The sequence below is a fragment of the Streptomyces sp. NPDC058257 genome, from assembly GCF_042881845.1.
GTDB lineage: Bacteria > Actinomycetota > Actinomycetes > Streptomycetales > Streptomycetaceae > Streptomyces.
Genome location: NZ_JBHVXJ010000018.1, coordinates 80,180 through 99,748 on the forward strand (window position 1 = coordinate 80,180; position 19,569 = coordinate 99,748).

General features: G+C 68.0%; 17 protein-coding genes. 11 read left to right on the top strand and 6 right to left on the bottom strand.

Annotation, left to right across the window (positions count from 1 at the left end; all coding sequences use genetic code 11):
* Nucleotides 1-188: 188 nt before the first annotated feature.
* Nucleotides 189-515, bottom strand: a complete 327-nt coding sequence (locus tag ACFVXC_RS32385) for a hypothetical protein (RefSeq protein ID WP_389912561.1) — start codon at nt 513-515, stop codon at nt 189-191.
* A 328-nt stretch (nt 516-843) separates the two neighbouring features.
* On the opposite strand from ACFVXC_RS32385, the gene ACFVXC_RS32390 reads away from it, so the two are divergent.
* From ACFVXC_RS32390 to ACFVXC_RS32435, 10 genes are all read left to right on the top strand, one after another.
* Nucleotides 844-1,158, top strand: coding sequence for a hypothetical protein (locus ACFVXC_RS32390; protein WP_389912563.1), 315 nt, complete (start codon nt 844-846; stop codon nt 1,156-1,158).
* A gap of 1 nt (nt 1,159) precedes the next feature.
* Nucleotides 1,160-2,422, top strand: coding sequence for an enoyl-CoA hydratase/isomerase family protein (locus ACFVXC_RS32395; protein ID WP_389912566.1), 1,263 nt, complete (start codon nt 1,160-1,162; stop codon nt 2,420-2,422).
* A gap of 41 nt (nt 2,423-2,463) precedes the next feature.
* Entirely contained in the window at nt 2,464-3,354 is an 891-nt protein-coding gene (locus ACFVXC_RS32400; protein WP_389912569.1) for a hypothetical protein, read from the top strand.
* 12 nt (nt 3,355-3,366) lie between these two features.
* A complete protein-coding gene (locus ACFVXC_RS32405; RefSeq protein ID WP_389912572.1) occupies nt 3,367-4,059 on the top strand; it encodes a hypothetical protein in 693 nt (230 codons plus the stop codon).
* Nucleotides 4,060-4,065: 6 nt separating this feature from the next.
* Nucleotides 4,066-4,503 carry a hypothetical protein gene (locus tag ACFVXC_RS32410; protein WP_389912575.1) on the top strand — a complete coding sequence of 146 codons (438 nt, stop codon included), beginning with the start codon at nt 4,066-4,068 and terminating at the stop codon, nt 4,501-4,503.
* Nucleotides 4,500-5,435 carry a hypothetical protein gene (locus ACFVXC_RS32415; protein WP_389912578.1) on the top strand — a complete coding sequence of 312 codons (936 nt, stop codon included), beginning with the start codon at nt 4,500-4,502 and terminating at the stop codon, nt 5,433-5,435. Before ACFVXC_RS32410 ends, ACFVXC_RS32415 begins: the two co-directional genes overlap by 4 nt.
* 94 nt (nt 5,436-5,529) lie before the next feature.
* The gene (locus tag ACFVXC_RS32420) at nt 5,530-7,722 is read left to right on the top strand and encodes a hypothetical protein (RefSeq protein ID WP_389912581.1); all 2,193 of its coding nucleotides are present in this window, start codon (nt 5,530-5,532) and stop codon (nt 7,720-7,722) included.
* A complete protein-coding gene (locus ACFVXC_RS32425; RefSeq protein WP_389912584.1) occupies nt 7,712-9,052 on the top strand; it encodes a hypothetical protein in 1,341 nt (446 codons plus the stop codon). The genes ACFVXC_RS32420 and ACFVXC_RS32425 overlap by 11 nt, the downstream gene beginning before the upstream one ends.
* Nucleotides 9,053-9,259: 207 nt before the next feature.
* Complete coding sequence (locus ACFVXC_RS32430) at nt 9,260-9,919, top strand: hypothetical protein (RefSeq protein WP_389912587.1); 660 nt, start codon at nt 9,260-9,262, stop codon at nt 9,917-9,919.
* Nucleotides 9,907-10,947: a hypothetical protein gene (locus ACFVXC_RS32435; RefSeq protein ID WP_389912590.1), complete on the top strand. Its 1,041-nt coding sequence runs from the start codon at nt 9,907-9,909 to the stop codon at nt 10,945-10,947. Before ACFVXC_RS32430 ends, ACFVXC_RS32435 begins: the two co-directional genes overlap by 13 nt.
* A gap of 58 nt (nt 10,948-11,005) precedes the next feature.
* Here the strand turns inward: ACFVXC_RS32435 and ACFVXC_RS32440 are convergent, their stop codons facing one another.
* The 5 genes from ACFVXC_RS32440 to ACFVXC_RS32460 all read right to left on the bottom strand — a co-directional run bounded on the left by ACFVXC_RS32440 (nt 11,006) and on the right by ACFVXC_RS32460 (nt 14,540).
* Nucleotides 11,006-11,656, bottom strand: a complete 651-nt coding sequence (locus ACFVXC_RS32440; protein ID WP_389912592.1) for a hypothetical protein — start codon at nt 11,654-11,656, stop codon at nt 11,006-11,008.
* Nucleotides 11,657-11,664: 8 nt separating this feature from the next.
* Entirely contained in the window at nt 11,665-12,327 is a 663-nt protein-coding gene (locus tag ACFVXC_RS32445; protein WP_389912595.1) for a hypothetical protein, read from the bottom strand.
* A 12-nt stretch (nt 12,328-12,339) separates the two neighbouring features.
* Nucleotides 12,340-13,734, bottom strand: coding sequence for a hypothetical protein (locus ACFVXC_RS32450; protein ID WP_389912597.1), 1,395 nt, complete (start codon nt 13,732-13,734; stop codon nt 12,340-12,342).
* Nucleotides 13,735-13,806: 72 nt separating this feature from the next.
* On the bottom strand, nt 13,807-14,082 hold the full coding sequence (locus tag ACFVXC_RS32455) for a hypothetical protein (RefSeq protein ID WP_389912600.1): 276 nt from the start codon (nt 14,080-14,082) through the stop codon (nt 13,807-13,809).
* Between the two features lie 152 nt (nt 14,083-14,234).
* Nucleotides 14,235-14,540: a WXG100 family type VII secretion target gene (locus ACFVXC_RS32460; RefSeq protein WP_361836889.1), complete on the bottom strand. Its 306-nt coding sequence runs from the start codon at nt 14,538-14,540 to the stop codon at nt 14,235-14,237.
* A gap of 309 nt (nt 14,541-14,849) precedes the next feature.
* Here ACFVXC_RS32460 and ACFVXC_RS32465 point away from each other — a divergent pair, with 309 nt between their 5' ends.
* Nucleotides 14,850-19,562, top strand: coding sequence for an FtsK/SpoIIIE domain-containing protein (locus tag ACFVXC_RS32465; protein WP_389912603.1), 4,713 nt, complete (start codon nt 14,850-14,852; stop codon nt 19,560-19,562).
* Nucleotides 19,563-19,569 lie beyond the last annotated feature (7 nt).

Below are 19,569 nucleotides of genomic sequence, written 5' to 3' on the forward strand. Positions count from 1 at the left end.
ACGCATCTTGAGGTACGGGAGCGGGTCCCGGCGGTCGAACTCGTGCAGCCGCAGCACGCGGTAGCGGGTGATCGCCTCGTCGAGCGTTTCCGTACCGGAGAACTCATGGGCGTACGCGGGGAACACCAGGCGCACGTGCGGCGTCAGGTCGGGGTTCTCCACGCGGTAGAAGCCGTGCGTCTCGGGGGCTACTCCGACGACCACGTCGAAGGAGCGTGGCTCGCCCCCAGGTGTCCGACGCGGCGGGGTGAAGCCCTCCGCCGTGCCGAGGTGGGGATGAGGTGGGGATTACGGGCGAAGATCTCCGGCTCCCGCTCCCTCGCGAACTCCAGGGTGGCGATGGCCAGTTCCTCGTCGAACCACTCCCGGCCGCTCAGCTGTAGCAGGCGGCGGCCGTCGGCGGACAGGGCGCCGGCGAAGTTCAGGGTGCGCACCGGCGACCAGCGCCAGGCGTCGGGCAGGCCGGGGAGCGGGGTCACGTTCTTGAAGCCGGTCACTACTGCTCGGATGTCCATGTAGCCGTCCAGTTATGAGAATTCCCAGCGATAGGGATCCGGGTCCCGCAAATCCGTAAGTAAGTGGAAGCAAAGGCATAAGTAAAGAGAACGGAAACAGGCGGGGTGGCCGCCCAGCCCTTGCTTTACAGCACGGAGCCCTCCCTTCACTCCCCCTTCACATTCACCCCCCTATCACTCCCCTTACCGCCGAGTTCGCCCTAGCAAGTGCCCGGCCCACCGAATAGCGTTGAACCACTTGGCGATACCCTCGCCAAACGGAACTCGAGTGTGGCCAGCCGCCGGGCTCCGGTACAACGACCGCCCAGAGGGACCCGGGGGACACCACGTGAGCGATCTACGCCTCGACGACACGATCTTCGAAAACCTGCGAGAGACGTTCTCCACGGTCAGCGATCGCATGGATGCCGCCCGCCGCACCCTCCGCGGCGCCGACGGCTCGGTCGTCGGCGCGGGCAAGCTCGTAGAGGACGTGCACGAGTTCGCCGACGAGTGGGGTTACGGCGTCAAGCAGCTCGGCAAGCACACGCACGGTGCCGTCAAGATGATCGACAAGATCGGCGAGAAGTTCAGCGAGCTGGACCAGGACCTTGCCGAGTCGCTCAAGTCGGCGAAGGCGGACTCCAAGAAGAAGGACAAGTGACGTGGGGAAGCGGCCTGCCTTCCCGCACATCGGCTGGGACCCGACCCCCGGGGACGTGACGGACACCCGTGAGCTCGCGAAGAAGCTGGGCGGGCTCGCGACGGAACTCGGCGATGCCGTAAGGGACTTGGAGCGGATCGAGTGCGGGGCCTGGAAGGGCAAGACCGCCCTCGCCTTCACCGAGTACATCGGGCAGGACGTCACGCCCCTCGTACGCAAGAGTCACGAGTCGTTCGACAAGGCCTCCCGTGCGCTGCACAAGTGGGCCGGTGAGCTCCAGGACTTCCAGGACGAGGCGGACCGGCTGGAGAAGTCGGCCGGACGGAAGCTGGAGGCCCGGGAAGAGGCGAAGCCCGACAGCGAGGAAGCCGCCAAAACGTCGGGAGATGTCGACGGGGTCGCGCAGCAGGTCTATGAGCTGGAGGAACGCTACAAGCGGGCGGCCGGCGGCATCAGCAAGGAGCTCGACAAGGCGGGCGATATCGCTCCGGACGAGCCCGGCTTCTGGGACAAGCTGGGCAAGGGCATCTCGGATGCCTGGGACGCGACAGGCGAGTGGCTCAAGGACCACGCCGATCTGATCAAGACGATCGGTGACCTCCTCAGCGACCTCAGCGGCATTCTCGCCTTCCTCGCCATCATCACTCTGCCCTTCGAGCCGCTCGGCGCCATCTTCGGCGGGGCAGCTCTGCTCACCAGTGGCCTGGCCCTCCTGAGCCATGGCATCGCGATGGCCGCCGGTGCCGATGTCAGCTGGATGTCCATCGGATTCGACGCACTGGGGCTGCTGCCGGGCATCGGCGCGTTCGGTAAGGAGGGCGTCGCGATCGCCAAGGGCGCCAACGCCGCCCGCGAAGCCAAGGTCTTTGGGGCAGGCTTCAGGAGTCTCGCCCCCAAGCAAGCCCGCAACCTGATCTCGTTCGGCGAGGGCGCCGGGGTGACTGGGGGGAAGGAACTCTCCCGGTTCGGGAGAACGGTGACTCTGTGGGGGAAGAAAGAGGTCGAGATGGTCGGCCATGAGAGCACGAAACTCAACCGCCTTGCCGGTGTCATGAACGCGGGCTACCGGCCGGGGCAGCTCATGGGCACCAAGGGCTGGAACCTCCTGGCTCCCGAACGGCTCGCCGCCGATCCTCTGGGCAAGATGGGCCGAGGCATCGATGCGACGATCAAGATCGCTCCCAAGCTCTGGTCCATCCCTCAGCACGTTGGCGAGGCGGTTCACCTCGGCGACCGCCTGGACCAGTCCGCCGCCTCGCACTGAAGCACCTCCCACTGAACCGGCACTCATCGAAGGCCCTGCTCATGACCGCATGGCACCCGAAACCGGGTGAAGTCCAACTCGCCCGCGAGCTAGTGGTGTTCGCCACCGGCATCGCCCCACCGGTCTCCGGAATGCGCTGGTTCCGGGACCCGGACCGGCTTGACATTCAGGATCAACTACCCGGTTGGCCGGAAGGGCGGCAGTACTCCCCTCGTACGATGCCCGAACAACGCACCCGGTCAGCGGCGCGATTCGGTCTGCGTGGCCTCTACGCCGTCGTCGCGGGTGCGCTGGAGACACTGGCCGGCTCAGGCAGCATCACCAAGGTCCCTCGGGCGATCGGGCACCCGCCCGAAGATCCCGCGAACGAGGTCGAGGACTTCCCCGTCATGTGGGCTGCCCCCGGCACCCTCGCCCGCACCCTGCCCTGGCAGCTCGACACGAGCCGACGCCCCGCCGGCTACCTCACCTGGGCCATCGTCACCGACCGCCGTGTCGTGGTCCTCGGCCGTGCCGACGGGGGACGCGGGGAACCAGAGATCCTATGGGAGTGCGCCCGTACGGACATCGCCGGTACCGAGCGACGGAACTTCAGCAAGGAGAACTCGGACGCGGTCATCCGGTTCGCCGACGGCTCGTGGTGCCGACTGCACGTGTCGTTGCCGTACGGGCTGCTCCGCTATCTGGCCACGCCGCACGAGTTGCTCAGCGACGATGCGCTCAGCGCAGGTCAACGCCAGGCCGTGGCGGCCTTCACTGCCCGACACGCGCTCGACGATCGCCCCGCGGTGAGCCGTCGCCCCAGCGGCCACGTCCTCATCGAGTACCGCGCGGGAGACGGGCCTCCGGGGCCCGTAGGAGCCTTCACCGGGGCGCACCAGATGATGGGCCCGGACGGCGAGGACGTCGAAGAACAGCCCGACGACTACTGATCAGGACCGCCCATGGCCACCCCGACTGACGTCATCCCACCCTCCCGGGACGGCGGCGCGCCCCTGCCACCGATGACGTTCACCGCGCCGGAAGGCTTCTTCGCCCTCCCCCTGGCGGGCACTACCGAGGAACGTGCCGCCCTCGCCGACACTTTCGTACGAGAGCTCTACTCTCGCGGCGACGAGTCCATCTGGACCCCCGCAGCGCCCTACTACGCCGCGATCGCCGAGTTCATGGCGGAGAGCGGGCTCGCCTACTCCGCCATGGGCCTCTTCTCCACGGACGAAGGCGGCGTGGCGCAGTGTGCGTTCACGGTGGCCGCCGTCGAGACCGACAAGACGGAACCTGACATCGCCGCTCAGGGCATCCTGTCCGTCCTCGGCAACGACCCGCTCAACGACGCCCGCTGGATGAACCTGCCGTGCGGCCCTGCCGTCTCGTGCGTCACCCTGCGGGAGATCAGACTCGCACCGGACGTGTCGGCCACGGGTACGGAGACCGGACTTCAGACAGGGCAGATCCAAGTCCATGTGCCGTTCCCCAACGGCCCTTACACGGCTGTCTTCACTCTCTTCACGGCATCCCTGGACTACTGGGGCGAGTTCTGCGACATGGTCGTGACGATTCTGGGGACTGTGAACTTCGCCGATCCCGATGAGGTGACTACGGGCGAAGCCGAGAGTGAAGAGCCGGGGAGGGTCTGATCGACGATGGACTGGTATCCCGCCCCCGGCAAGGACTTGCTCCTGCGCACAGCAGCCAAGTTCGCCACCGGCATGGCCCCAGACGTCGCCGGATCCCGCTGGTTCCGCGACCCCGAGCGCAAGGACGTTCCCGCGGAGTTGCGGGGGTGGTCCCCTGGCCCTTCCTACGAGCTGAACTCCACCGGCGACACAGCGGCCCGCCGCGCAGGCCGTGCTCTCCTCATCGGCACCCGCTGGGGCACACTCGACAAGGCCAAGGTGCCGGGCGAGTTTCCGCAGAAATCCATCGCCAAGGCGCAGCAGATGAAATTTAGCGAGATCAACACGGACGTCCGCATCACGTTCACGGACGGCTCCTGGATCCGGCTGTTCACAGGCACCCCGAGCGGCGCGGAGCGACTCGACCAAATGAGCGCAGCAGCCCAGCAGAGGATCGCGGAATGACGCCTTGGAAGCCCGCCCCCGGCGAGACCCTCCTCGCCCGCATCCCCATCACCTTCGCGACCGGCGCAGCCACCCCCGTCTCCGGCATGCGCTGGTTCCGCGACGAGGAAAGACGGGACATCCAGGACGAGTTGCCCGGCTGGCCCGAAGGGCCCGCCTACACCGTCCGCTCCCAGGTATCACGTCTCGCCCGCAACAGTGTGAAGGCGGGCCTCGCGATCGCCCTCATCGCTGTCGCCGGCGCCCTCGGTGGCACCGGAGTCGGTGACGTCAGCACGCTCGGCCGCTCCGACGACCCGGCGGACGAGGTCGGGGACTTCCCTGTGCTGTGGGCCGCGCCCGGCACACTCGCACGGACCCTGCCCTGGCAGCTCGACCCCGCGCGGCGTCCCGACACCGACCGCACCCACGCGATCATCACCGATCAACGCCTCGTCATCGTCGGGCTGCTGGACGACAGCGAGACCATCTGGGACGACGTCCTGTGGGAAGCACCCCGTTCCGCCGTCGGTCGCGTGGAGGCTCGTGACTTCAACGCGGCGGCCGGGGGCGACGTCAAGGTCGTCTTCAGGGACGGTTCGTGGTGCAGGCTGAGCGCCAGATGGCGTGACGAGTTCGTGGATCACCTCGGCGAGCTCCGCGAAATCGTCGGCCTCCAATTCTTGTCCACCGCTCAGCGGATGACGGTCATGACATTCGCCGCCGCACATTCGGCCGCCGGTACGCCCCTCGTCACCCGGCGCCCCGACGGGGATTTCGTCATCGAGGTCCGGTCGTCGGACAGAGTCAGCCCCTCTCACGGCCTCTGCGATGGCTTGCGCGGCATGGTCATGGGCCCGGACGGCGGGGAGATCAAGGATCCGCTGATGGCCGACTCCCTCACTCCACCCCGTAACAGCACCGCCATGGAAACGCCTCCGTCGCGACAGTAAAGTGCGCCCAATGAGTTACGGGGTGGGACGGGTGAGCGTGACGGGGAACAGGGCGGTCTACGAAGGGGCAGCTGCCACCGGGGACATACCGCGCGTGAGTCCCCGCGGATGGGGCCGCGTCGCGCCCCTCGCCACCCGCCTTGCCACCCTTTGCTCTCTTCTCCTGTTCACCATCGGTGCGGCCTTCGCCTCTTCCGCACCGGCCTTCGCCTCAGCCGCACCGACCTCCGCCGCGCCCGGAACCCCGAGTGCCACCGAGCGCGCCCAGGCGAATGACGCCCCCACCCAACCCGCTGCCCTGGCCGCCATCCTCCGCTCCGACCCCGTATACGTGACCGACCAGCTCCCCCGCGACATCCCCCGCTCCACCGCACCCGACTTCGCGAAGCTCGCCAAGCGCACCGGCGTGCCCACCTACGTCCTCGTACTGCCCGAACAGGGCGTCGACGGCGACCGGCTGCTCGGGGCCGTGCACGATCGGCTCGGGCGGGACGGGCTCTATGTGCTCGTCGACGACATGGGTGTCGCCGACGCCGCCGCCTTCGGGGTGCGGGCGCCGGCCAGCGACGCGTCCACCGTGTCGCTCTATGAACTTCCTTACGACGCAGGCCCCTTGCTCAGCTTCGAGCGGTTCACCGACGTCATCGCCCAGGGCCCCGAGAAGGCCGCCGAGCGTGCGGAAGCAGCCCGCGAGAAATCCGAAGCCGCCGACGGCGAAGGCATCGAGAAGATGCACATCGACCCCGTCGACCGTGACAACCAGTCCTTCGTCACCGGGATAGCCCTCACCGGCGTACCGCTGCTGATCATCGGTCTCAGTCCGTACGTACGTCGCTGGTGGCGGCGGCGCGTGAAGGGTGCCGATGCCAGCACGGGCGTGCGGGATGCCACCAGTACCGGTGTGGAGGATGCCGACAGCATCAAGGGATCGGCGGCCCCGCGCCGCCTCACCGCCCGTCGCGTCGAGGCCTCTCTGGCCGTTCTCACCGCCGGGGCGATCGCAGGCGGTGCGGCCCTCCTCTTCGGCCAGAACACGTCGGGTGCCGCGCCACCGCCCACCGCCTCCGACCTCTCCAGCCGCATCCAGCGCGTCGCTGACGGGCTGAGCAAGAGCGGGCCTGTCTACAGCGACCCCGAGAGTCCACGTCCGCTGGACGCCGAACAGCGCCGCGAACTCGTCGACCGGATCAAGGAATTCGACCGTGGGCCCGTGCACGTCGCCCTCGTCCCGCAGCTCTCCGAGGACGAGTCCGGTGGCGAGCCCGAGATCTTCGTGGAGGCCGTGCGCCAGAAGATGGGCGCGAAGGGCGATCGCGGCGTGTACGTCGTCGCCGACCCCCTCGGCGGCTCCATCGACGTCGTCACCTACGACGTACGCATCGACGCCAATCACATCGCCTTCGATCTCCCCGACTCCATCCGCCACGGCGATGACGACGACCGCTCCACCGACCATGAGCTCGGCGAGCGGCTCGACGATCTGATGACGTTCCTCGACAAGGCGCCGCGAGCCGAGCGCGCGGAGACCTCCTCGCTCGGCATGGACGACAAACCCGAGCCCATCGAGGACAACGCCCTCTCGCCGCTCTTCTCCGGCGACTTCTGGCCGGGTCTGATGGTCGGCGCGATCGCGGCCGGACTGCTCTTCGGGATCGTCGCCGCGCTGCTCGGCATCCTGCGCCTCGCGGTGCCGGCCCTGCGCCGGCCTCGTACGCCGTCGACCGTCTCGGCCACCACCTCCTTCGAGGCTCCCCCGGACCCTTCCCACGACTATCTGCGGCGCACCGCCCGCGACGAACTCCGCGCGCTGGCCGCCGCGTTCGACCCGGACGCCACGCTCAGTTCCACCGTCCGCACCCGCGTCTGGGACTGCCTCGACGCCGCCACGCTCCTCGCCGACCGTGACCCGGACGGGCACGTCGACGACGACACGACACCCGCCGATCTCGCCGCGGCGATCGTCCTCGCGCGGGTCGGGCGGAGCACGCTCGTAGGCGTCGACAAGCCCTGTTGCGCGCTCAACCCGCTGCACGGCCCGGCCACGGGGTGGCGCGACGCCCAGTACGCGGCGGAGGATCAGCGCCTGCGCACCATCCCGGTGTGCGCGGAGTGCCGCGTCCTGGTCGGCGTGCAGCCGCGCCTCGCCTACACGCTCCGGCTGACTCTGCCGGGGACGGGCCGCGGCGAGCGTGTGCCGTACGAGGAGGCGCCGGGGCCGCTGCCCGCCCTGGCCAACGGAGTCCCTCAACTCATCCGCCAGGTACGGGAGTACGCCGGTGTTCAGTAACCTGAAGCGTCTCGCCACGACGGCGGCCGTCGCACTCACGACCCTCACCACCCTCGCCGCCCTGCTGGCCGCGGCCCCGCCCTCCGCGGCCCAGGCCCCCAACTCCCCCGCCCCCAGCCCCGGCCAGAAGATCGCCGACGCCCTGCGCACGTCACCGGTGTACGTCGACGCCGCGTACGCGGACTCCATACCCCCCGCCCGCCAGAAGCGGTTGGCGCGGCAGATCGAGAAGACCGGCCTCCCCATCAAGGTCGCCCTGGTGCCGGTGGTCCAGGGCGACGCGTACGACGGCGAGTCCGGAGTGTTCGCGGAGGTCGTACACGACCGCCTCGACCAGCACGACCTCATCCTCGTCACCGGCGGCGACAAGTGGACCGACTCTCTGCACGGTTTCGAGTGGCCGGGCGAGAAGCAGCAGGCCCAGGACGCGGTGGCCACGGTCACCCACCTGGAGGAGATGAAGGACGCGGGGCTCTCCGAGCGGACGGCCAAGGCGATCGAGCTGATCGCGCGCGGCGACGGCACGAAGGCGTACGAGAAGGCCACGGCCGATCTGCGGGACGGTAGCGGCCCCGGCAGCGGGAACGCGGACCGCCCGTCGGCCGCGGACAAGGAGGGCGGCCCCACCTGGCTGCTGCCGGTCGCCATCGCCATCGCGCTCACCCTTGCCGCGGCGGGACTCTTCCTCTTCGTACGCCGCCGGGGGCGCGGCCGCTCGAACCGGCACCCGGGCGCGACCGGTTCGCCCTTCGCCTTCCCCCAGGCGGTGTTCGCGGCGGCGCGCACCGCGGACGAGGCGGCGCTGCGCCGCCAGGCCGAGGCGGAAGTCCTCGCACTCGGCGAGGCAGCGGCCCAGTCCACGCCCGCCTCAACGCCACGCCTCCAACGCGCACTTGACGCCTACGCCGCCGCGGGCAAGGTCCTCGACTCCGCGCGCGGCCTGCCTGACCTGGCGGGCGTACTGGCCCTGGTGGCAGAGGGCCGGGACGCACTGAACCCCGACAGCGGTGCCACACCGCCACTCCCCCTCTGCTTCTTCAACCCCCTGCACGGCCGCGCCGACCTCCGCATCCGTTGGCGTCCACTGGGCCGACGCGATCAACTCCACATCGCGGCCTGCGAGGAGTGCCGGGCGGCGGTCCGCGCCCGCCGAGCGCCGGAGGTACTCACTGACGAGGAACCCGGGGGACGCCGGGTGCCGTACTTCGAGGTCCCGGCCGAGCAGAGCGTGTGGGCGGCTACGGGGTACGGGTCGCTGCTGCGAGGTGCGGAGGACGAAGGGCTTGCGGATCGGGTGGGGCGGGGTGACTTCTCGCGGGGGCGGGGCTGAGGGTGAGGGCAGGGGCCGGGCGGGAGTGAGGGCGGGCGGGCTGCGGGCCCCGGCTCTAGCGCGCCCTCAACACGTCCTACACGTCACGACACGATGACAGTCCGCCGAAGTGGGACATCTTGTCCAGCTATAAACCCTGGTGAAACCAACAACCCCACAGGTAGCGTCAGCCCGTTGGAAACGCCTTCGCCCCACCGGGAGCCGACCGTGAACCGCCGCACCATGCCTGTCGCCACCGCGCTCGCCGCCACCACAGCCCTGCTCCTCACGGCCTGTGGCAGTGGGGACGACGACAAGCCCAAGGGCAACGACAAGATCGCGGGTGCTGACCAGGGCGACGCGAAGAAGTCCGCATCACCGAGCACGTCGGCTGAGGACAGCGCCGACCGCCCGAAGGTGACACTGCCCAAGGACGACGTACTCGTCTTTGAGGGCGGCAAGACGGGTGACGCGAAGAAGGATGCGGTCCTGACGGACAACGCAGAGAGGCTGCGCGCCGTCGACGCCGCCATCATCAAGGGCGACCCGGAGTACGCACCGGTGTACTTCTACTCCTCCGGCGACGCGGCCGAGTCCGCAGCCAAGTCCATCAAGAGCTACACCGACGACGGTCTCTCAGTCACCGGCACAGTGCGCTACTTCGACCGCACCGTCACCTTCCGTAAGGATGGGTCGGCCCGCCTCACGTATTGCAGCGATGAGTCGAAGGGCTTCGCCAAGGAGCGCAAGACCGACAAGACGCTCAAGACTAAGGTCGACGAGACCTCGTACGTCTTCTACGACACGCGCCTCGACCACAACGCGAAGGGCGTATGGCAGACGACCGGAGTGTCGTCCAACAGGGGAGCCGCACAATGCCAACCGTAGAGACCGCGAGAGCCGCAGTCTGGCGAGCATCGGCGCTCGCCGCCATCACCTGCCTGGCACTCGCCCCGGCAGACGCCTTCGCCACTCGCCCCGGAGACAAGGACGAGGGGAAAGTCGAACAGTCCGGCGACAGAAGCGGCGAAGAGATCGAGTCCGTCGTCCGCTTCGACCTGTCCCGCAACGGCACCGGCAAGTCCAGCGGGCCCCTGACGGTGTCGTCCTCCAACTGGACCCCGCCCCCCTGCTGGTACGAGCCCAAATACACGCCGGATCAGCTCAAGGCGGACCACCAGAAGACGAAGAACCTCCCCCACGCCAGTGGACTCGGCGAAGCGGTCGCCGCCTTCGAGGAGCACTACGTCAAAGGCCACCCCTACAAGAACTACAACATGGACAAGAAGGGCAAGGGCATGTTCTGGGACCGTGCCGCCCTTCCCTACGAAGAGGGCGGCGACATCTTCGCCTGCAAGAAGCCGCCCTTCTGGGTCGACAACGGGGAGCCCCCGAAGGTTGAGAACGCGGTGACACCGGAGGTCCTCGCCGAACTCGCCTACGCGAAGATCAAGATCCCCGGTACCAAGGTCACTCTCGCCCCCGAGAACGTCACGAAGGTGAACCTCCACACCTGGGCCTGGCTGGACAAAGCGGAGTTCAAGCCCGTCTCGGTGACCGCCTCGCTCAACGCCGGTGGCCAGAACATCGAGGCCACGACCACCGCCGAACCGCGGTCCCTCCGGATCGAGCCCGGCACGAAGGATGCCCAGAGCCACCCCGCGTCCGGGGAATGCGCCATCAACAAGGACGGCAGCATCGGCTCCCCGTACGTCAGGGGCAACGCCGAGAAGATCCCGCCGTGCGGAGTGACCTACCTCCGTTCGTCCGGCGACGGGACGTACGAACTCAAGGCCACCATCACGTGGAAGGTCACGTGGAAGGGCACTGGCGTCCCCGGCGGAACTCTCCCTGCGGGCACCTTCGGCACCACACAGAACATCACCGTCGAGGAAATCCAGTCCATCAACCGCTGACACGCACGGGCTGCCTCGGCTGCGGGCACATCGCCTTGCCGTGGCCAGGGTGTCAGCCTCAGCCCCAGTGCAGCGTTCCGGCCACCACGTCGAACAGCTCCACCATCTTGTCCGCCAGCGGGTCCATGGGCGTGGAGAAGTTCATGAGGAGCCAGGACGTGGTCGCCGGGATCGAGACGTAGTAGGAGAGCGTGGTCGTAGGCAGTTCGTTGCCCAGTTGATGCTCGGGGTCCGGTGCTTCGCGACAGCGCCGGCGGACAGCCTTGCCCACTGCTTCGAGGTCCACGACTTCCACGACGCTCAGTTCACTCGCCAAGCAGCCCGTCCTCTCCCTTGCTTCCGCCTTCTGTGCGTCCAGGACAAGCAGGTGCTCCGCGAGAGCCTCCACGTCCAGGTTCTGCGGCCACGCGTCGGGTGACAGCATGCTAATCAGGAGTGAGGAGGCCAGCGGGATGGGGCCGATGGTGAGGGTCGAGAGGTAGAGCTCCATGCCGCCTGCCCGGTACGCCTCCCTGGCTTTCCGCTGCAGCTCCCGCATGAACTGCTCCTTGAGACGCGGAGCGTTGTCGATGCCACGGAACTGACGTTCCGCCAGGGCCACGATGGCACGGTCCCGATCATCGGGGTCAAGCAGAAGCTGAAACCAGCCATCCGGAACGATGACGTTGTAGTCGGACGGTGGCGAGGCGAATTCGTCTGCCTTCTTCATGTATTCCGTCAGCTCGGGAGTTCATGCGGGATTTCGTTCCCGTCGGCGTCAACATGCACGATCGTCATCGTTGACACCAGTTCATCCGCCAACTGCGCGATCTCGTCGGACCGTTCCATGTTCTCCCAGCTCACCGCGATCACATCGAGCGTGTTGAATCCGGGCGGGAAAACGGCGTACTTGATGAACTCGCCCAGACGGCTGCCGAATCCGAGCATGCGCTTGACCTTCAGCACCGAACGCACCCGGACCGCGGCGGCCCCGGTCGCGAGGTCCATGTATGCGATGTCCGGATCTCCGACGATCTCCGCATTCGACCAGTCGAGGAGGAGCGGGGTGACCTCGGCAGGTGCGGGCCGTGGAGTGCTCTCTTCGCCGTACGAGTCGACCAGCAGGTCGGCGAGCCGGATGCCTCCTGCGGTGTAGTAGGAGGCTGCGAAATTCGGCTCGCCCTTGTTCAAGTACATCGCACGGTCGGCCAGCTCATCGACCAGTTCCCGGCCACCCACGGTCAGCTCGATCGGGTTGAAGCGGTCGACGGCCTGGCCCGCGAGCCCCAGCGCCTCCGCCTTTGTTCCACCTTCGAGGCTCAGGTCCACCCAGCCGTCCTGAAGGCTGAACCGGCACTTGTAGTCATCCGCGACTGGCGGGCCGCCATCTGGCATGTTCATGCTGGATCCACTTCAGTCCAAGAGCGGGTTGAGGTTGCTGTCCAGGGCAAGGCCGCCCAGAGTAACCCCGGAGCCGACGAGAGAAACTCCCGTGGCCGCGTTCGAAATTCTGTTGACCGTCGGAGAGCTGCCGAGTCCTTGCGCGGCGAATTTGATGTCCTTGAGGCGAGAGGCGACACCGGGGTCCGCCATGGAGAAGGAGCGCCCGATGCCGAGAACAGCATTCCCGTCTCCGCGAACCGCCAGTGAATCCCCCGCATCTTGGAAGTTACCGGGCCTGAGACCTCTCAGGTTCTGCTTCCAGGCCGCCCCCGAGAAGGGTTCCATGAATGGCTCCTTCATTGACTTCCAGCCATCACCCTTCTCAAGCTTGAAGTTCCGCATCTTCCCCGCGACGGACTCCTTGAGCGAGCCCCAGGGCCTCGTCATATCCACCTTGAATCCGTCCCCGGCAAGCTTGTTCAAACCCTTGGCGGCCCGCTTCGACTGCTTCGCAGTGTTAGCGACTCCCGACTTCCCCATTCGTTCCAGAGCGACCTTCGCGTACTTACCGGCCACCTTGGAGAAGGCCTTGCCGACGCCCATCATCAGGAAGCCGAGGGCTGACATCCCGAGGTCCATCAGGGTCGCGTCGCCTCGTATGAATTGGACGAGTGTGACCAGCGTGCCGAGGAGAGTCACCAGCATGGCCAACGACCCGAGAAGCCCGGCCAGCGCCTGACCGATCACTGGGATCCAGCCGACCAGGAGCGATACGACCCCAAGTACCGTCGCGATATTCGCGGTCCACGTGGCGATCGTGTCGAGAACCTCGTCGAACCTGTCCCAGAATCCATCCTTCAGCGAATCATCGCTGATGACCTCATCGATGGCCTCCCGGGCCCGCTTGGCCGCGTCGTCACGAATCCGCTTGGCTCCGCCGATCTTCTCCCGGGCCGCCTCGATCTCACCCCCGGCCGCGTCACGCTGGGATTCGATTTTCTTTCGTCCGGCCTTCTGGTCGCCCTTGTCAGCAGCGTCGCTCTGCCCCGCACCCCGTCGGGGCAGGCCGTCGAGACTCCGCTGAGCCGCTCCCTTGCGGTTGTCCGCATCCTTGGCGTCCTTGAGCGCGGCGTCCGCGATTTCCTGCGCGCGGTTCAGGTCGGAGGCGTAATCCCGGGATTTGGCATGCAATTTGTCCTGATAGTCGCCGCCTACCGCCACGACCTCGCCGCCAATGGCGTCGGCAGCCGTGTCGTACCTCTTGAAGGCCGCTTCGAGCTTGCCTACGTTGCCCTTGGCCTTCTCACGGAACTCCTTGCCCGCCTTGCTGTCCCAGGCGTCGACGTCGGCGATCGCCTTGAGGTTTCGGATCTGGCGGCTCAGCTCGTCGGCAGTTTTGCGCAACTGCCTGCCCAGCGCGGCCATTTGGTCAGGATCGCCCGGAATGGGGTCGCTGTCCGCGACCGGGTGCCAGTCGCGCGGTCGTCCGGCCACAGGCTACTTGCCCTTCTTGTGCGCCTTGGGGACCTGGGCTCCCCGGATCGCTTGGGCCAGCTGATGGTCGATGTCCTCGTATGCCTTACCCGCCGCCTTGGCGATCTTGGCGAGGGCATCGACTTCCTGTGTCAATTCCTTGCGCTTGATTTCCCAGTTCTTGGCGAAGTCCTCGAATTTGTCCGCTAGGTCTCCGTCGCCGAAATCGTCCCCGTACTTGCCACTCAGCTTGTTCAGGCCCTCGAAGGCCTTCTTCACATGGTTGAGACCGGTTCCCATGCCCTTGATCACGTCAAGGTCCAGCTGGGTCCGGCCGCCGTCTCCGCCCACGGCGCCTCCAAGGTCGCGCTACGGAGACACAACAGTGCGGTGGGCCGCCGGGAACCGGGCGGCCCACCGCACTGGGGTACTTCAGCAGGTCGAGGGCGTGATCAGCCCTTGCCCTTGACGCCCCTCGCGAGGTCGTCGTCCAGGTCCTCGTACGCCTTCGCGGCGCTGGTCAGGAACTTGCCCATGCCCGTGAGGCCTTCGATGGTGTCCTTGGCGCCCTTCTTGAACTCCTTGAAGGAGTCCTCGAAGGCCTGCGAACCCTTGCGAGTCGTGTAGCCGTTCTTCACCAGGTTCTCGATGAAGCGCTCAAGAGCGTCGAGCTTCTCATCGATCTTGTCCTTGGCGTCGTTCAGCTTGCCCGCCGCGGTCCGCATCTCCTCATAGGTGATATCGGCGTCTTTGGCCATGTGGCTTCACATCCAATCCAACTCGCCGCAGGGCCATCCCCCTTGGCTCCTCAGTGCGGGCCGCTCGAAGGCTGTGCAGCCGCTCGTACGATCTTCCGCTCTTGGGTCAGCAGCTTACGGGTGGGGCAGAAGTGAGCACACCCCGGTTGAGTCACAGGTCTGCTATGAGCTCGTGCACAGCCCGTTGCCTGTGGGAAGGGTGGAGCGGCTATCGTCACAGGCACTGTGGACAGCCTCACAGGCACTGTGAACCAGCCACTGTGACCGCGTTCCGGAAGCGGTCGCAGCGGGCTGAACGGGAGGACGATCGTGCGCCTGACTCTGACCGTCGTCGATCCGCTCGGCGGCGCCAACGCCGACGTCGTGCTCGACGCCGATCCTGAGTCCTCCGTGGGGGACATCGCAAAGGAGCTGGCGTCGCACGTCGGGTACGGCGGCGGTGATGCCCAGATCATTCCGATCGGGGGGCATCAACTCCAGCCGGGCACCGGCCAGGGCGGGGCACCGATCGTCTTCGTCGACGGGTATCCCCTCGATGCCGCCGCCACCATCGGTACCTCCCCGCTGCGTGAGGGCGCCGTCGTCAGCCTGCACGATCCCGCGGGCTGCCTGCCCGGCGAGCCCACCGGACTCGTCGAGTTGCGCGTCGCGGGCGGGCCCGTGGCCGGCGCCGTGCACCGGCTCGGCATCGGGCGCTACGACATCGGCAGCGGGCCCGCCTCGTACATCCGCATCGATGATCCGGAGCTTCCCGCACGCGCCCTGACGTTGTCAGTTGCAACCGATGGCACCTGCCAAGTCGCCGTACATGGTGACATAGACGGCGTGACCCTTGAGGGCAAGCCCTTCGGTGAGGTCGAGGAGACCGAGAAGACCGAGAAGGGCGCCGCTAAGAACGGTGAGAGCGGTAAGAGCGGTAAGAAGAATAAGGGGGAGAGGGGGGCGAAGTCGCGCGGCAAGGGGGAAAAGCGCGATAAGGGCGAATGGCCCCTCGGTGCTCAGATCGCCCTCGGCAATACCCTTCTCGAACTCGACCGCTATACCCCGCCCAATGCCGCTCTGAAGTGGTCCGAGGACGGTTCCGGACTCGATTACAACCGACCGCCCCGACTGCGTCCGCCCGAGCGGCAGACCAAATTCAAACTGCCCAATACGGTACGTGATTTCGAGGCCCGGCCACTGCCCTGGCTGATGGCGCTCACGCCGCTGGTCGGTGCGGTCGTATCGGCGATGATCTTCCAGCGCTGGTACTACCTGATCATGGCGGGGCTCAGCCCGCTGATCCTGTTCGGCAACTACTTCATGGACAAGAAGCACGGGCGCAAATCCCACGCCAAACAGCTCAAGGAGTACAACGAGCACAAGGAGCGGATCGAGAAGGACGCCCAGGAAGCCCTCGTCGCCGAGCGGCTCGACAAGCGGCTGGCCATCCTCAGCCCGGCCGGGATTCTCTCGCTGAGCACCGGCCCCCGTACGCGGCTGTGGGAGCGGCGGCGTACCGACGAGGATCATCTGCTCCTGCGCGTCGGCACGGGACGGCTCGACTCCGAGGTCGTGCTCGACGACCCCGAGCAGGACGACCACAAGCGCGAGGTCACCTGGAAGATCGAGGACGCCCCCGTCGCGCTCTCGCTGCGCAAGCTCGGCGTCATCGGCATAGCCGGGCCCGGCGACTCCGCGCAGGCGCTCGGCCGCTGGGCGGTCGCGCAGGCCTCGGTCCTGCACAGCCCGCTCGACGTCCAGTTCTACGTACTGACCGAGAACTCCGCACGGCAGACCTGGGACTGGACGCGCTGGCTGCCGCACTCGCGGCCCTCCGGGGCGCAGGACGCCAACGTACTGATCGGGACGGACGCCGAGACCGTCGGCTCCCGCATCGGTGAACTCACCCAGATCCTCGCCGCCCGCCAGAAAGCCGCCAAGGAGAACAACAACCGGCAGGGCGGGGCCTCCTTCGGCGACCCCGACATCGTGGTCGTCTGGGACGGCTCGCGGCGCCTTCGGTCCATGCCCGGTGTGGTGAAGCTGCTGCGCGAAGGACCCGCCGTGTCCATGTTCGCGCTCTGCCTCGACGCCGAGGAGCGGTTCCTGCCCGGCGAGTGCCAGGCCATCGTGATCGCCGAGCCGAAGCCCGAGGAGATCAGCCTGCCGACCCGGCCCACGCCCGGCGGCCAGGCACCCACCCCGCCCGCCCCCGGCGGCTTCCCCTCCTTCCAGGCCTGGCACTCCACCGAGGCCGAGAGCAGCGAGCAGGACGCCGAGAAGCCCCTCGAACTGCGGCTGCGCGTCGAGCAGACGGGCGCCGCCCGCATCCGTTCCGTACGCCCCGACTTCGTGTCCCCCGCGTGGTGCGGACGCCTCGCCCGCGCGCTGTCCCCACTGCGCGACATCAGTGGGGAGACCGAGGACTCGGCGCTGCCCGGCTCCAGCCGACTGCTCGACGTGCTCCAGCTCGAACCGCCGACGGCCGACCAGATCACCGCGCGCTGGCGGATGGGCGGCCAGTCGACGATGGCCGTCATCGGCGAGTCGTACGACGGTCCCTTCGGCATCGACATGCGGCGCGACGGGCCGCACGGCCTGATCGCCGGTACGACCGGTTCCGGTAAGTCGGAGCTGCTTCAGACCATCGTGGCCGCGCTCGCCGTGGCCAACACCCCCGAGAACATGACCTTCGTCCTCGTGGACTACAAGGGTGGGTCCGCCTTCAAGGACTGTGTGAAGCTGCCGCACACCGTCGGCATGGTCACCGACCTCGACGCCCACCTCGTCGAGCGCGCCCTGGAGTCGCTCGGCGCCGAGTTGAAGCGGCGCGAGCACATTCTCGCCGCCGCCGACGCCAAGGACATCGAGGACTACCAGGACCTGGTGCGCCGCGATCCCTCGTACCCGCACGTGCCCCGGCTCCTCATCGTCATCGACGAGTTCGCCTCGATGGTGCGTGACCTGCCCGACTTCGTGACGGGACTCGTGAACATCGCCCAGCGTGGCCGTTCCCTCGGTATCCACCTGCTCCTCGCCACGCAGCGCCCGAGTGGTGTCGTGTCTCCCGAGATCCGCGCCAACACCAACCTCCGTATCGCCCTGCGCGTGACGGACGGCGCGGAGTCCAGCGACGTCATCGACTCCCCCGAGGCCGGGCACATCTCCAAGAGCACACCGGGCCGCGCCTACGTCCGCCTCGGTCACGCCTCGCTCGTCCCCTTCCAGTCGGGGCGTGTCGGTGGCCGCAGGCCCGGCGCCACCGACCCCGCGCTGCTCGCGCCGTGGGCGGGGCCGCTCGGGTGGGAGGACCTCGGCCGTGCCGCGCTCGTGAAGCCCAAGGCCGAGGCGCGCGAGGAGGAGGAGATCACCGACCTCAAGGTCCTCGTGGACGCCGTGCGCGACGCGAACGCGACGATGGGCATCCCCGCCCAGCACAGCCCGTGGCTGCCCGCTCTCTCCGAATCGCTCCAGCTCGACGAGATCCCGCTGCCCGCCGCGAGCGACAAGCCCGGCTCCCTCGCCCCCGCTCCGTACGGTCTTGAGGACATCCCCTCCGACCAGGCGCGGCGCCCGGTCGTCGTCAACTTCGAGACCTTCGGGCACCTGCTCATCGGCGGCGCCCCGCGCAGTGGCCGCTCGCAGATCCTGCGTACGCTCGCGGGCTCCATCGCCCGTACGCACTCCTCGGCCGACGTGCACCTCTACGGCATCGACTGCGGCAACGGCGCGCTCAACGCGCTGACCCGGCTCCCGCACTGCGGCGCCGTCGTCAGCCGTAACCAGACCGAGCGTGCGGTGCGCCTGGTCACCCGCCTCAAGGGTGAACTCACCCGCCGCCAGGACCTCCTCGCCGACAAGGGCTACGCCGACATCGGCGAGCAGCGGGCCGCGGCGCCCGAGGAGGAGCGGCTCGCGCACATCGTCGTGCTCCTCGACCGCTGGGAGGGCTGGCTGCCGACGCTCGGCGAGTACGACCACGGTGAGCTGACCGACGAGCTGCAGGCGATGATGCGCGAAGGCGCGAGCGTCGGCATCCACCTGGTCATCACCGGTGACCGCCAGGTCCTCATCGGCCGCATGGCCTCGCTCACCGAGGACAAGTACGGCCTGCGGCTCGCCGACCGCTCCGACTTCTCGATGCTCGGCATGAACGCGCGCAAGGTGCCGGAGGAGATCCCGCCGGGCCGCGGCTTCAAGAACGAGCACGGTACGGAGACGCAGTTCGCGCTGCTCGCCGAGGACTCCACGGGTCAGGGCCAGGCCGCGGCGATCTCCGGGATCGGCGAGGCGGCGGCCGCGCGGGACGCGGACGTGCCGCGCTCGCGCAAGCCGTTCCGCGTGGACAGCCTGCCGAGCCGGATCAACTTCACCGACGCCTGGGAGATGCGGGACCCCGATGCCTCGCGCTCCAAGCTCTGGGCGCTCGCCGGCATCGGCGGCGACGACATCATGGGCTTCGGCCCCGACCTCGCACAGGGCGTGCCCACGTTCGTCGTCGCGGGGCCGGCGAAGTCGGGTCGCAGTACGACACTGATGAACCTGGCGCGGTCCTATCTGACCCAGGGCGTACGTCTCGTCATCGCCGCGCCTCGGCCCTCGCCGCTCCGTGAACTGGACGGCCAGGAAGGCGTGCTGAAGGTCTTCACGGACGACGACATCGAGAGCGACGACTTCAAGGAGGTCGTCGAGTCGGCGACGCCCGAGGAGCCGATCGTGTGGATCATCGACGACGGTGAGGTCCTGGAGGACTGCGACGCCGAGCGCGAGTTCAAGCGGCTCGTGCAGCGGGGCTCCGAGCGTGGCCTCGGGCTCGTCATCGGTGGCGACGAGGAGGAGGTGTGCGGTGGCTTCTCCGGCTGGCAGGTCGAGGCGAAGAAGGGGCGGCGCGGCATCCTGCTCTCCCCGCAGGACTCTTCCAGCGGCGAACTGATCGGCATCCGTACGACCCGGAGCATGGTCGGCGGCCCGATCGCACCGGGCAAGGGCCTGCTGTACACGGGCAGCGGGGAGCCGGTCACCGTCACGACGCCGATGTGACGCGGGG